Source organism: Paractinoplanes ferrugineus (assembly GCF_016862195.1).
In the GTDB taxonomy this organism is placed as follows: domain Bacteria; phylum Actinomycetota; class Actinomycetes; order Mycobacteriales; family Micromonosporaceae; genus Actinoplanes; species Actinoplanes ferrugineus.
Genome location: NZ_BOMM01000088.1, coordinates 25,912 through 39,529, shown reverse-complemented (window position 1 = coordinate 39,529; position 13,618 = coordinate 25,912). Strand labels below are relative to the sequence as shown.

At 71.8% G+C, this 13,618-nt stretch carries 10 protein-coding genes; 3 read left to right on the top strand and 7 right to left on the bottom strand.

Features of this window, described 5'->3' with window-relative positions; all coding sequences use genetic code 11:
• Positions 1–27: 27 nt before the first annotated feature.
• On the bottom strand, positions 28–3,363 hold the full coding sequence (locus tag Afe05nite_RS41450; protein ID WP_203822839.1) for an ATP-binding protein: 3,336 nt from the start codon (positions 3,361–3,363) through the stop codon (positions 28–30).
• A 235-nt stretch (positions 3,364–3,598) separates the two neighbouring features.
• Between Afe05nite_RS41450 and Afe05nite_RS41445 the strand changes: the two genes are divergently transcribed.
• Together Afe05nite_RS41445 and Afe05nite_RS41440 are read left to right on the top strand one after the other, a co-directional pair.
• Entirely contained in the window at positions 3,599–4,222 is a 624-nt protein-coding gene (locus tag Afe05nite_RS41445; RefSeq protein WP_203822838.1) for a helix-turn-helix transcriptional regulator, read from the top strand.
• Positions 4,222–5,265: an LD-carboxypeptidase gene (locus Afe05nite_RS41440; RefSeq protein ID WP_203822837.1), complete on the top strand. Its 1,044-nt coding sequence runs from the start codon at positions 4,222–4,224 to the stop codon at positions 5,263–5,265. The genes Afe05nite_RS41445 and Afe05nite_RS41440 overlap by 1 nt, the downstream gene beginning before the upstream one ends.
• On the opposite strand, the gene Afe05nite_RS41435 is transcribed toward Afe05nite_RS41440, so the two are convergent.
• Complete coding sequence (locus tag Afe05nite_RS41435) at positions 5,249–6,727, bottom strand: DHA2 family efflux MFS transporter permease subunit (RefSeq protein WP_203822836.1); 1,479 nt, start codon at positions 6,725–6,727, stop codon at positions 5,249–5,251. The genes Afe05nite_RS41440 and Afe05nite_RS41435 overlap by 17 nt on opposite strands.
• A gap of 143 nt (positions 6,728–6,870) precedes the next feature.
• Positions 6,871–8,229: an IS4 family transposase gene (locus Afe05nite_RS41430; protein WP_203822835.1), complete on the bottom strand. Its 1,359-nt coding sequence runs from the start codon at positions 8,227–8,229 to the stop codon at positions 6,871–6,873.
• 136 nt (positions 8,230–8,365) lie between these two features.
• On the opposite strand from Afe05nite_RS41430, the gene Afe05nite_RS41425 reads away from it, so the two are divergent.
• The gene (locus Afe05nite_RS41425) at positions 8,366–9,379 is read left to right on the top strand and encodes an NADPH:quinone reductase (protein ID WP_203822834.1); all 1,014 of its coding nucleotides are present in this window, start codon (positions 8,366–8,368) and stop codon (positions 9,377–9,379) included.
• Here Afe05nite_RS41425 and Afe05nite_RS41420 read toward each other — a convergent pair.
• The 4 genes from Afe05nite_RS41420 to Afe05nite_RS41405 are packed head-to-tail and all read right to left on the bottom strand — an operon-like array spanning position 9,357 to position 13,616.
• On the bottom strand, positions 9,357–10,376 hold the full coding sequence (locus Afe05nite_RS41420) for a PseG/SpsG family protein (RefSeq protein WP_203822833.1): 1,020 nt from the start codon (positions 10,374–10,376) through the stop codon (positions 9,357–9,359). The genes Afe05nite_RS41425 and Afe05nite_RS41420 overlap by 23 nt on opposite strands.
• Positions 10,373–11,098 (bottom strand): cytidylyltransferase domain-containing protein, encoded by a 726-nt coding sequence (locus Afe05nite_RS41415; protein WP_203822832.1) that lies wholly within the window; start codon positions 11,096–11,098, stop codon positions 10,373–10,375. The genes Afe05nite_RS41420 and Afe05nite_RS41415 overlap by 4 nt, the downstream gene beginning before the upstream one ends.
• Positions 11,095–12,792 (bottom strand): class I SAM-dependent methyltransferase, encoded by a 1,698-nt coding sequence (locus Afe05nite_RS41410; protein WP_203822831.1) that lies wholly within the window; start codon positions 12,790–12,792, stop codon positions 11,095–11,097. The genes Afe05nite_RS41415 and Afe05nite_RS41410 overlap by 4 nt, the downstream gene beginning before the upstream one ends.
• Complete coding sequence (locus Afe05nite_RS41405; RefSeq protein WP_203822830.1) at positions 12,789–13,616, bottom strand: hypothetical protein; 828 nt, start codon at positions 13,614–13,616, stop codon at positions 12,789–12,791. Before Afe05nite_RS41405 ends, Afe05nite_RS41410 begins: the two co-directional genes overlap by 4 nt.
• Positions 13,617–13,618 lie beyond the last annotated feature (2 nt).

Below are 13,618 nucleotides of genomic sequence, written 5' to 3'. Positions count from 1 at the left end.
TGCGCGCCACGCCGACCGGCGCCGGAACTAGACGAAGGCCTTCGATATCCGCGCCATGTCCCAGCGCGCCGACATCGAGGTGTAAAGGCGCAACGCCTCGTCCGGCCGCTCGCCGGCCAGCACCGCGGCGTCCTCCAGCGCGGCCGCCAGTTCGAAGCGGCGGCCGACCCTGCGGTAGTGCTCGGCGGCCGCGCGGGCCGGTGCCGGATCGCCGGTCCGCAACGCCTCGCAGCGCAGGTGGGCGGCGTGGGCCCGGGCCGGGCGCACTTCCCGGGCGGCCTCGGTCGCGCAGATCCGGGCGGCCTGGTCGGCGATGTCCACCCTGGACTCGCGCAGGGCGAGGCGCATGACGTCGGGCAGCCACTGGTGGCGCAGCATCATCGGCGCGTACGACGGCTGGAGCAGTGGCGCCAGCAGGTCGAGCGCCGGCCGGCCCTGCTGCTCGGCCGCGAGTGCCCGCGCCACCAGCAGGAAGTCGCAGTTCTCCCGCTCGGCCTCGCTGGCCGGCACCGCGTCGGCCGCGTCCAGGTGGGCGGCGGCGAGGTCGCGGGCGTCCCGGTGCAGCGCGATCAGGGCGGCCACCCCGTGCATCAGCATGGTCACCGCGCCCGGCTCGCGCAGGCCGTGGAACAGGATGCCGGGGCCGTCCTCGGTCACCGCCGACACCTCGGCCAGCGCCTCGTCCCACCGGCCCAGCCAGTAGTTCTGCACCGCGGTCGCCACCTGCATGTTGGCGGTCAGCCGGTGCTCGGCGGCGAATTCGGCGGCGGTCCGCAGGGTGCGCTGGGCCTCGTCGAGACGGTCCAGATTTTGCAGCGAGAACAGCCGGTTGTCGAGCAGATCGAAGTAGGTCCCGGTCAGCTCGTCCCGGTGGGCGACCACGGCCAGCGCCCGATCGACGTGATCGAGAGCGCGTTCGTGGTCGCGCCGGATCGAGCTGGTCAGCCAGATCGTCTGCAGCGCGAACGCGGTCTCGTAGGGTTGCCCGGCCGCCACCGCCTCGGCGTGCACCGCCTCGGCCCGCCGCTCCGCCTCGTCGAGATTGTCGAGGTCGCCGCGCCGGAAGTTGGCGAGCAGCACCCGGTGCCGGGTCTGCCAGATGGTCGGCACCCGCGGATCGTCGACCGCCTCCCGCAGCATGGCCACCGCCTCGGCCGTCTCGCCCCGGCGGTAGCGCATGGTGGCCAGCAACTGGCGCATCTCGGCCCGGTCGGCCGGATCGGTGGCGAGGCTCATCGCCTCCTCGGCCTCGGTCATCGGGAATCGCTCGCGCCGGAACTCGAGCCGGACCAGGGCGACGAGCAGCACGCCGCGCTGCGCGGCGGACGGGAGATCGGTGCGCAGAGCGCGCCGGATCAGGTCGGCGGCGATCTGCGGGGTACGCCGGATCACCTCGGCGTGGTGCGCGAGCAACCAGTTCAGCACCCAGGTGTCGACCGCCGGCGTCTCCGCCCGCCCCGCCGCCGCGTCCGCCGCCCCGGACCGGACCGCCGAGGCGTTCAATTGCTCGGCGACCCGGGTGACCGAGCTGCCGCCGGCCGCCAGCACCTCGGCGGCATGCCGGTGCAGGCCGGCCCGCAACGCCTGGGGCACGCTCTCGATCAGGGCCTGGCGCAGGAACGCGTGCCGGAAGGCCAGGTCGGTGCCGCTGTCCACCAGCACGTCCGCCTTCAGCGCCTCCTCGAGCGCGCCGACCAGGTCGAGCGCCGACCGCCCGGTCACGGCCACCACCTCGCTCACCGAGAACTCGGCACCGAGCAGCGCGGCCAGCCGCAACACCTCGCGGGTGCGCTCGGAGAGCAGGTCCAGAGTGGAGTGCACGGCGGCGAGCAGGGTGCTGGGCGGGGCGACGGTCACCTCCGGGCCGATGTCGGCGCGCCCGCCCGCGACCTCGATGACATCGCGCTGGCGCAGCGCGCCGACCAGTTCGCGGGCGAACAGCGGGTTGCCGCCGGACCGGGCCACCAGCGACCGCAGGTTCGGGCCGGGTGGGGCGCCGACCTGCGCGGCGACCAGGCGTTCGAGATCGGCGGCGGGCAGCGGGCCGAGTCGCAGACCGGGCGCGTGCCGGGGGCGGTCGGTCGCCCGCGAGGCCGCGACCAGCAGCAACGGCAGCCGGCCGACCAGTCCCTGCAGCCGTTCCCACACCCGGACCGTGGAGCTGTCCGCCCATTGCATGTCATCGACGATCAGGATCAGGGGCGCGGCGGCGCACGACGCGCGAACCGAGGCGACGATCTGGTCCTCGGCGACATCCGGCTCGGCGAGCGGGCTGCGCGGCCGCCGCGACGCCGACTCCAGCCCGAGTGCCCGGGACAACACCTGCAGAGGTACGCGTGAGCCCAACTGGTCGGCCGCGGCCCAGGCCACCCGGCACCCGCATCGGGCCGCGTCGGCGAACGCCTGGGTCAGCAGCTCGGTCTTGCCGATGCCGGGCTCGCCCTCGATCCACACCGAGCCGCCGGTGCCGGTCGCGACCTGCCGCACCATCCCTCGAAGATGATCGATTTCGGTCTCGCGGCCGAACCAGTCTCTGGTGCTCAAACCGTCCCGGAGCGCCTTCGCGACCGCCGTCGGCACAACCGTGCGCAACGGCTCGGGCACCGGAAGCGCGGCCGGCTGCTCGGCCGAACCGGCCAGCACCTGCCGCTGGAGCTCCTGCAGGGCCGGACCGGGCTCGATGCCGAGCTCGGCGACCAGGGTGCGGCGGGCGCCGCGGAACACCTCGAGCGCCTCGGCGTGCCGGCCGGCCCGGTGCAGCGCCCGCATCAGCAACTCGTGCAGCGGCTCGTGCAGCGGGTTGTCCTTGACCAGGCCGGTCAGTTCGGCGATCAGGCCGTCGTCGCCGCCCCGATCGAGCAGGATGCGGGCCCGCTGCTCGGCGGTGGCCAGCCGCAACTCGGCCAGGCGCTGCCGGTCCAGCTCCAGGAACGGACCGGCCAACGTCGCGTACGCGTCGCCCCGCCACAACGCCAGCGCCTCGTCCAGCCGGTCGGCGGCCGACCGGTCGTCGCCGGCCGCGTGCAGCTCGGCGGCGGCCGACCGCAACTGCTGGAACCGGGCCGCGTCCAGGTCACCCGGCTCGACGCGGAGCAGGTAACCGCCGGACGCGGTGGTCAGCAGCCCGGTCGGCAACGCGCGGCGCAGCCCCGAGACGTACGTGTACACGCTGCCCGCCGCGGTCGCCGGCGGTGAGTCGCCCCAGATCGCGGTGATCAGCTCGTCCCGGCCCACGAGCCGGCCGGCGTGCGCGGCGAGCACCGCGAACACCGCCCGCTGGCGGGCCGCGCCCAGGTCGATCTCCCGGTCGGCGATCCAGGCGCGAACCGGCCCGAGCACGCTGACGCGCAACACTTCCGGCACGTGTCCTCCCGGGATGGGTGTCCTCAACTTCAAGGGAGACGGGCCGGGTGTCAATGGATAACAGAAACCGTCCTTATGGGCACACCTGCCCGGCTGGCCTTCCGTGCTGGAAGTGCCGCTGGTGAACTGGCCTATCGGCCTGTGCCTCGCGCTGAAGGATCTCTGAAGATTCTGTGAAGAACCTTCTCCGACACTTGCTCCACACCTCGTGGTCACTCGTGGGAGGAGGCGGGCCGTGGAACAGGTGAAGGTCGCGTTGCAGGCGATGGATCCGGTCAGTCACGCCGGGCTGGCCGCGCTGCTCCAGTTCCGGAACGACATGATCGTGCTCCGCAGCAACCAGCGGCAGGACGCCGACGTACTGGTCGCGGCGGCCGAGCGGCTCACCCCCGACGTGGTGGCCGGTCTGCGCCGGGCCGGCTCGGACGTGGGCGCCCCGATCGTCCTGGTCTGCCAGGAGATTCTCGAGGCCGAGCTGATGACGGCCGTCGAGTGCCGGGTGGTCGGCATCCTGCCGCGCTCGGCGGTCACCGCCGACCGGCTCGCGCACAGCGTGCGGGCGGCCGCCGTGGGCGGTGGGGTGATGCCCCCGAACCTGGTCGGTGAACTGCTCAAACAGGTCGAGCGGATGCAGCGCGACGTGCTCGCGCCAAACGGGTTGAACGCGTCCGGACTGACCCCGCGCGAGATCGACGTGCTGCGCCTGATGGCCGACGGCTTCGACACCAACGAGATCGCCGGCAAGCTCTGCTACTCCGAGCGGACCGTCAAGAACGTCATCTACGGCGTGACGCATCGACTGAAACTGCGCAACCGCTCGCATGCGGTGGCCTACGCGTTGCGCGCCGGGATGATCTGATGTCGGGGGTGCAGACCCCCCGCAAACTCAAGCCCGGCGATCGCGTAGCCGTCGTCTCTCCGTCGTGGGCCGGTCCGGGTGTCTACCCGGCCGTCCATGAGCTCGCCATGCAGCGGATCCGCGAGCTGCTCGAGCTCGAGCCGGTGGAGTTCCCGACGACCCGGCAGGCCGCGGCGGCACCGGCGGCGCGCGCCGCCGACCTGATGGCCGCCTACGCCGACCCGACGATCCGGGCGGTGTTCGCGTCGATCGGCGGCAGCGACCAGCTCACCGTGCTGCCGCACCTCGACCCGGCGCCGTTCCTGGCCGACCCCAAGCCGTTCTTCGGCTATTCCGACAACACCAACCTGCTGAACTGGCTGTGGATGCACGGCGTGGCCGGCTACCACGGCGGCTCGACGATGGTGCACCTCGGCCGTGGTGCCGGCGTCGACCCGGAGCACCTGGCCACCTTGCGGGCCGCGCTCTTCGACCCCACCGACTTCGAGATCACCCCGGTCACCCGGTTCGGCGACGAGGAGCTGAGCTGGGATGATCCGGCCTCGCTCAGCACGTCGGCGCCCCGGGTGGCGAGCCCTGGCCTGGCCTGGCACCGGGCCGACCGGGTGGTCTCCGGACCGACCTGGGGCGGCAACCTGGAGATCCTGCACTGGAACCTGGCCGCCGGCCGGTGGATCAGGCCGGCCGCCGACTACGCCGGGGCGATCCTGCTGCTGGAGACCTCGGAGGAGATGCCGCCGGCCGAGGAGGTGTTCCGCATGCTGCGCAACGCCGGCGAGCGTGGCCTGCTCGCCCAGTTCCCGGCGGTGGTGGTGGCCACGGCCAAGGCGAGCAACCTCGGAAACCGGCCACCGCAGTCGGAACGGGCGAGATATCGCGATGATCAGCGGGATGCGGTGCTTCGGGCGCTGGCCGACTACAACCCTGACGCCCTTGCCGTGTTCGGTGTCGATTTCGGACATACGACCCCGCAGTGGATCCTCCCGTACGGCGGCCGGATGACCATCGACGGCCCGCAGCGGCGGATCATCGCGCATTTCTGACCGGGCTCCGCAGCGGTGGGGCACACGGGTCGCAGAAGCTGTCGGCCGGTGCGTGGGCGGTCAACCGGCTCGGGATCAGGAAGAACGCGAGCACGGCGCCGCCCACCATCAGCGCCGCGCAGATCAGCAGGGCGTGCCGGTAGACCGGGTGGAGCTGGTCGGCCACCGTGAGGTTGCCCGCCCCCAGCCCGGCGGCCAGCGGCAGGATCGCCACCGAGAGCAGGCCGGCGGCCCGGGCGACGGCATTGTTGACCCCGGAGGCGATGCCGGCGTACGCGTCGTCGAGCGAACCCAGCGCGGTCGAGGTCAGCGGCGCCACCAGCAGCGCCAACCCCAGCCCGAAGATGATCACGGCGGGCAGCACGTCGGTCAGGTAGGACGCCCCCGGCCCGATCATCGACATGAGCACCAGCGCCGCCGCACACACGACCGGGCCGGCCGTCATCGGGATGCGTGGCCCGATCCGTTGCCCCAGCGCTCCCGCGCGAGCCGACAGCAGCAGCATCAGGACGGTCACCGGGAGCATCGCGATGCCGCTGGCCAGCGGGGTGAACCCGGCGACCACCTGCAAATTGATCACGACCAGGAAGAAGACGCCGCCGTTCGCCGCGTACACCAGCAGGGTCACCAGGTTGGCGCCGGCGAACGCCTTGGTCCGGAAGATCCGCAGCGGCACCATCGGCTCCGGCGAGCGGTGCTCGGCCAGCACGAACGCGACAAGCCCGCCGAGGCCCACGGCCAGCGAGATCAACACGATCGGATCGCCGGGTCCGCGCATCGGCCAGGAGGTGAAGCCGTAGGTGAGCCCGCCGAGCCCGATCGCGCCGGTGAGCACGCCGGCGACGTCGAAGTGGCGGGCGGCGGCCGGGTTGCGCGACTCCGGGATGTGCCGGGCCGCCACCAGGAGCACGACCAGAGCGAACGGTACGTTGATCAGGAAGATGTACCGCCAGCTGCCGGCCTCGACCAGCCAGCCACCGAGGAACGGTCCCAGCGCGCCGCCGATGCCGCCGAGGCCCGACCAGGCGCCGATCGCGCGAGCCCGGTCCTCGCGGGCGAACGAGGCCTCCAGGATCGCCAGCGCTCCCGGCGTGAGCAGCGCGCCGCCGATGCCCTGCAGCACCCGGGCGCCGATCAGCAACTCGATGTTCGGGGCCAGCCCGCACAGCAGCGAGGCGGCGGCGAACCAGGTGACGCCGATCAGGAAGAGCCGCTTGCGGCCGAACCGGTCGCCCAGCGAACCGCCGAGCAGGACCAGCGAGGCCAGGCTCAGCGCATAGCCGTTGATGGTCCACTGCAACCCGGCCGCATCCGAGTCGAGGGTGCGCCCGATCGCCGGTAGCGCGATGTTGACCACGGTCGCGTCGATGAAGGCCAAACTCGAGCCGAGCACCGTGGCGAACAGCACCCATCGCCCGGTGGCGCTGCGGTAGCGGAGGAGATTCTGCTCGGCGGCGGTCATGCGGCTGAGGCTACGCGAGCACGGCCGCGCACCGGCAGACGTCGAACGACTGCGATCAAGCGGTGGTTGAAAAGCATGCCGGGTGGTGCCGGCAAGTGCTGGCCTAGTGTCAACGCCGTTCAGTTAGGTGGTGTTGGTTGTTGTCAAGGGTCAGGGCTGATGATGTTGATGCTGGTGCTGGCTGGGTAGCTGCGCCGGTCGATGTTGGGGCCGCGGGCTTGGTATTTGCTGTTCGAGCGTTTGATCATGCGGGTTTTGGTGCGGATCCGGCGGTCGGGTAGCAGGTTGTTCAGGATGTTGGTGCCGATGATGCCGACCAGGTCGATGACGGTGCCGGTGATGATGCCTGCGGCGTTGACGACCTGGTCGCGGGCGGTGTTCAGGGCGGTGGTGAAACTGGCCCGGTCGGGATCGGTGCCGGGCTGGGTGTCGGTGGCGTCGACCATCGCGGTGCGCAGGAGTTGATAGGTGATCAGGAGGGCGTGGAGTTCCTGGTCGATGCCGTCGGGAGTGCGCGAGCGCAGGACCCTGCCGCCGAGGATCGAGGATTTCAGTTCGAGGTAGGCGGTCTCGATCTCCCAGCGTTGGTGGTAGAGCTGGACCAGTTCGGCGGCTGGGTAGCGGCGTGGGTTGAGCAGGGTGGTCAGCAGCCGGTAGTCGCCGGTGCGGGTGCCGGTCGTGGTTGTGATGCTGATCCGGGCCTCGATCACGCGCAGGGGCAGGCCACCGATGCGGGTCAGCCAGGAGCCGTCGGCGAGACGGCCGGTCGTGGTGAGTCTGCGGCCGTTCTTGCAGCGGATCAGCAGGTCCGCGCCGCTGGTGGTGATCGTGGTGAGCAGGTCCGCAGCGGCGTAGTTGCGGTCGGCCAGCAGCAGCATGCCGGGGCGCAGGCTGCGGGCCAGGGTGCGGGCCTGGGCGATCTCGCCGACGCTGATGGGATGGAACACGGCGTCGATGACCGAGCGGGTGCCGCAGGTCAGCAGGGCGCTCAAACGTAGTTGCGGGTAGCCGGACGAGGTGCCGTTGGCGCAGCCGTGTTTGGTGTAGCGGCGGGTGTTGGCGGCCGAGTCCGCGACGACCATGGTTGTCCCGTCGACGACCGTCAGCAGCAGGCCGCACCAGCGCACCTGACCGGCGGTGGTGATCGCGGGACCGCGCAGCAGGTCGAACAAGGCCCGCATCGGTGCGGGGCCGAGCCGTTGCCGGGCTTGCCGCAGAGCGCTGCCGGACGGGGTGACGATCGGCAGGCCGTGCAGGCCGGCGACGAGTTTGGCCCAGACCTGCCGGTAGCCGAGCTCGGCGAACAGACAGCCCGCGAGCAGTAAATACATCACGACCCGGGCCGGTAACAGCCGGGTCCGGGCCTGCGTGCGTCCGGTAACGGCGAGGATGTCGTCGATCATCTCGAACGGCACAAGCCGGGTCAGTTCGCCGAGGTGGCCCGGCGCGTATACCCCCGCGGCTACCGTCGTCGTACGGGTTGTGGCAATGTGATCGGCCAAGCGGAGTTCCTGGTTCTGGGTTGTCTTGGAGTGACAAACCTTGATACCGGAACTCCGCTTCTCACTTCCCGATCAACACACCTTGACAGCCACCAGCCACGCCTAACTGAACGGCGTTGGGCCTAGTGTGGGACGCATGCTAGCTGCCGTCTTTGAAGAGCCCGGTCCCGCCGCCGTCCTGCAGATCGTCGAGCGGGAGACGCCGTCCGTGGGGGCGGGGGAGGTACGGGTCCGGATCGTGCTGTCCGCCGTCAACCCGACCGACACCGGCACCCGGGCGGGCCGTGGTGTGCCCGACGGGGTCGCCCCGCCGCGGGTGCCCAACCAGGACGGCGCCGGGGTCGTCGACGCGGTCGGCGAGGGGGTCACCGGGTTGGAGGCGGGCGACCGGGTCTGGGTCTGGGACGCGAGTTACGGGCGGGCCAACGGGACCGCCCAGGAGCTCGTGGTGCTGCCCCGCCGCCAGGTCGTGCGGATGAACGACGACGTGCCGTTCGAGGTCGGGGCGGCGCTGGGCATTCCGGCGCTCACCGCGCACCGCTGCCTCACGCTCGCCAGTGACGGGCCGGCCCGCCTGGCGCCGGGGGCCCTCGACGGGCGCATCGTGCTGGTGGCGGGTGGTGCGGGCGCGGTCGGCAATGCGGCGATCCAGCTCGCCAAGTGGGCCGGGGCCACCGTGCTGACCACGGTCAGCTCCAAGGAGAAGGCCGACCTCGCGACCGCCGCCGGGGCCGACGCGGTGGTCAACTACCGCGAGGAAGACGTCGCCGCCCGGGTCAAGGAGCTTGCGCCGCCGGGCGTGCAGGTGGTGGTCGAGGTGAACACCGAGAACCTGCGCACCGACCTGGCGGTGATCGCGCCGGGTGGCAACATCGCCATCTACGTGGCCGGCGAGGTCACGATCCCCAGCTTCAAGGCGATGCTCAAGAACGTGAGCCTCGACTTCGTGCTGACCTACACGACCACGGTCCAGGAGAAGGACAATGCGGTCGCGGCCGTCGCCGAGGCGGTCGACGCGGGCGCGTTCAAGGTCGGCGAGGAGGCCGGCCTGCCGATTCTGCGGTTCCCGTTCGAGCAGGTGTCGGCGGCCCACGAGGCCGTCGAGCAGAACGCCGTCGGCAAGGTGGTCATCGAGGTGACCCAGCCGTAGCCGCGGTCAGCAGCGCGTCGGCCACCCGTTCCACGCCGCGTCCGTCCACGGCCGCCCACGCCCGGGCGGCCAGGGCGGTGCGCAGGTCGGCGTCGGTGAGCACGGTCCGCAGCGTCTCGAGCGAGCGGTCGTCGAAATGGCCGAGCTGCCCGAGACCGGCCGCGAAGCCGCGAGCCATGGTCCGGTCGTACCCGAGAATTTGGTTGTCGACCACCCAGACCAGCGCCGAAGCGAGACCGAGGCAGAGCAGTTCCCACGTCGAGGTGCCGCTGGCGCTGACCGCGAGGTCCGCGCCGGCGAGGAGTTTCGGCAGGTCGTCGGTGGGTGGGATGATCTCGAAGTGCTGGTCCGGCCCGGCCTGGACGGCCCGCAGCTCGGTGCGCAGTCCCTCGTTCGCGCCGATGATCGTCGCCTCGACGGGCACGCCGGTCGCGGCGAGGAGTGCGGCCACCTGCGGCGCCGCGCGATAGGCGTCGGTTCCGCCGAAAAACGCGACCACCTTCGGCGTACGGGCGGAGCCGTGCACCGGCGGAGCGAGCGGACGCAGCTGCCGCACCGATCCACGCAGCAACGCGTAGTCCAGCCCGGCCAGCCCGACCGCCCCGGCGACCGTGATCACCGAGTCGAGGTTCTGGTCGACGTAGATGTCGGCGGTCTGGCCGCGGAAGTCACCGTCCACGACGGCCAGCACCGGCCGCCCGGCCGCCCGCACCGCCACACTGTGCGCCGGCGGCAGCGTGTACGAGTCGATCACCAGTGCGTCGAGCCCGAGGCGCTCCGCCTCGGCGACCAGCCCGGCCGCCTCGCCCGGGGGCGGTGACCAGGGCAGACCACGCTGGACGAGCTGCGCCTCGGCCCACTCGACGCCACCGAGGTCGGCCAGGAAGTGGACCCGCACGTTGCGTGCCACGAGCTCCTCGGCGAGCGCCACGCACCGGACCAGATGCCCGACGCCGGTGCGCGCACCGGCGTCGCAGCGGATGCCGACGATCGTCACGCCTGTACGAGCGCCTTCTGCAGCACGTGGGCGTTCATCTCGACCAGCTCGGGGTGGGCGGTCAGCCAGGCGGTCAGCTCGCGCAGCGCCACCGGTTCGTCGCCGAAGTGGTCGACGATCGCCGAGACCACTCTCCAGTCGTCCTCGGTGTCCACGGTGAGCCGCAGGTGCGACAGGTCGGGCTGCAGGGTCAGGCCGATCACGTCGAAGTCGTCGGCGTGCGTGTAGATGTACGAGGTCACGTGCACCCGGTGGTGCTTGGTGGCGAGCGCGTCGACGGCGCGCAGCACCGGGGTGCGGACCATCTCGACGTCCAGGCCGCGCGGCAGCGTGTGGGCGATCGACGTGGTCAGATAGTCGGCGCCGGAGGCCACGAACACCCGGTGTGCCCGAGCGATGATCGCCGGGTCGATAAGTGGGTTGTCCGCGGTGAACCGCACCACGACGTCGCTCTCGTGCTCGTCGAGCACGCCGAGGAACCGGGCGAGCACGTCGTCGACCGGCCCGCGGTGGCAGGGGATCCCGATCCGGGCGCATTCCTCGACGATCACGTCGTCGGTCGCCTCGACCGTCGTCGCCACGATCACCTGGTCGAGAACACCGCTCTGCTGCGCACCACGGACGCAACGTTCGAGCACGCTGCGGCCGCCGAGCTTCAGCAGGACCTTGCCCGGAAGGCGCGAGGAGTCCATCCGTGCCTGAATGATGCCAAGGGTGGTCATTTGTTCCCTTTTCGAAGGCTGTTGCGGGCCTTACGCGCTACGCCATACCCAAGCTTCACTACTCGATAGCCGACCTTGTCACCGAAAGTGGCGATCTGGCGGCGGGCTTTCTGGAGTTCCTTCTCCCGTTTGGTGAGCAGTTTCTCGTAGAAATCCGCGCGGGACACGGCCGTTTCCAGCTCACGGCGAAGGGCCCGGAGCTGCTCCTCGTGCTCGCGGCGGGAGTCTGGCACAGGCGGATCTTCGCCGTCCATAACCGCGGGGTAGTCGCCGGGCAACCCAGCGGCACCGCGCAGGATCGCGGTGAGCGTCGCCGGGTCGGTGTAGGCGGGCCACGGGTTCGCGTAACCGCCGGTCAGCAGCGTGTCGGCGAACCGGCGCAGCGGATCCGCCACCTCCGGCGCGGCCGGATCGAGCAGGACGAAAGCGTCGTGCTCGACGACGACATTGTCGGCGCCGGCCCCGGGCAGGGCGGCCATCCAGCCCGCCAGCAGCCGGCGGAGCTCCGGCAGGTCGCCCCGCAACGAGGCGCCGAGCAGCAGCTCCTCAAGCAGCCGCCCGACCGGCAACGGCCCCTCCAGCGCCGAGCTGTCGAGCGCCGGCCCGGCAAGCGCCGGGCTGTCGAGCTCTGGGCTGTCGAGCTCCGGGCCGTCGAGGGCGGAGCCGCCGAGCGGCGGGCCGCCGACCACCCGGCGCACCCAGGCACCGTCGGGGTCCGGGGCCACCTCGAGCACCACGCCCGTGGCCGTGCTGAGCAGCGCCGGCGGCATGGGCCGAGGGGAAAGCGAGGGCTGCTCGGATGGCAGGGGCTGCTCGGATGGCAGGGGCTGGGTGGATGGCAGGGGTTGGGTGGAAAGCGAAGACTGGGTAGAAGGCGAGGGCTGGGGAGAAGGCGAGGGCTGGGCGGACAAGCGGGCGGTGATCAGCCAGCCGGCGGCCAGCTCGGAGCCCAGGCCGGCGCGGACGGCGGTGGCGGTCAGCCGGCGTGGGTCGCTCAGGGCGCTCTTCCGCGCGTAGGCGGCGCCGAGCGCGGCGGCGGCGAACGCGGCGAGGGCGTCGACCGGGCCGTCGGTCAGGGCGGCCGGGGTGGTGAGCAGGGTGGGCGCGGCCGGGGTGGGCCAGAGCGCGCCGAGCCAGTCGGTGGTCAGGCCCTCGGCGGCGAGTCGGGCGGTCAGCCGGGTGGGGGTGCCGGGGCGGCTCGGGTCGAACTCGCCGGTCGGCTGCCACCCGCCGTCGCCCTGCGGCGCGGTGTCGGTGAGCGGGTCGACCAGGCGGTGCACGCCCAGCTCGTTCTCGACGGTGAGCAGCAGCATGCCGCCGGGGCGCAGGGCACGCTTGAGCACGGCCAGGCTTTCCGCCCAGCCGAGCTGGGGCCCTTCGACCGAACAGAGCCGGCCCACGCCGTCGAGCGCGACCACCACGTCCCAGCGTTCGCGGTCGAGCTTGGGCAGGGATCCGCAGAGGACCTCGATGCCCTTGGCGTCGAGGACGCCGGCGTCCGGCTGCGAACGGACCAGGCACGTCACCGAGGCGCGGCCGGCGAGCGCCTCGATCAGGGCCTCGTCGTGCGGGCCGGCGATCAGCACCTCGACGTCGGGTGGGAGCCGTTCGACCACGGAGCGTAACAGCGCTCCGCCGGCCGCCGGCTGATCTTCGGTCCAGGTCGGCATCTCGCCGCCGATCAACCGGATCATGCCGCGGTCGTCACCCCTTCGTTCGTCCAGCCGAGCAGTACGCGCAGCTCGGCCGGGGAAGCAAGATATCCGGCGCCCAGTTCGGCCAGTGCGCTGGGGCGGGCGGCAGCCGGGTCGGGGTGCTTGCCGTGCAGCTCAGGCCACTGCCGCCGGATGCGTTCGGCGGTGGAGAGATCCTCGGACTCCAGTTGCATCGGGTCACCGTAGACCGCCGGCCGGCAACCCGCCGCCACCCCGTAGAAAATCGCGCTGCTCAATCGGTTGGACGCCACCCGCGAGTGGGCGCGCAGCTCGGCGAGCTGGTTGTGCAGGAAGTGGATGTCGGTGTCGAGCCACTGCTGGCCGCGGTAGCCGTGGCAGATGACCCGGCCGGCCTTCTCGTAGACCGCGCGGACCTTGTCGTTGCGGAACTCGTGCCAGTACAGGCAGAACGTGACCGGTCCGTCCTCGGTCGACATGATCTCGTCGATCAGGCGCCGGTGGTCGCCCTCCACGTCCTGGCGCTCCCAGCCGTGGAAGGGATACCAGATCGTGCCCCGGCGAGTCGGGTCGGCGGGCGGCCGGGCGAACTCGAGGAGGTAGAGGAAGGGCGCGCCGATGACGGTCGCCTGCCGGCGACCCATCGACCACGCCCGCCGACGGGTCTGCTCGGACCACAGGAAGATGGGCTTCCCCGGCGCGTACGGCGTGCCGGGGCCCAGTCCGTCCACCACGTTCCAGCCGTGCTGCACGTAGCCGTCGATCCGGGGCGGGTTCGCCGGGTCGAGACCGCAGTATTCCGCGAGCACGTGCGCGTGGCCGTAGAAGTGGTTGGCGTGGTGCACCG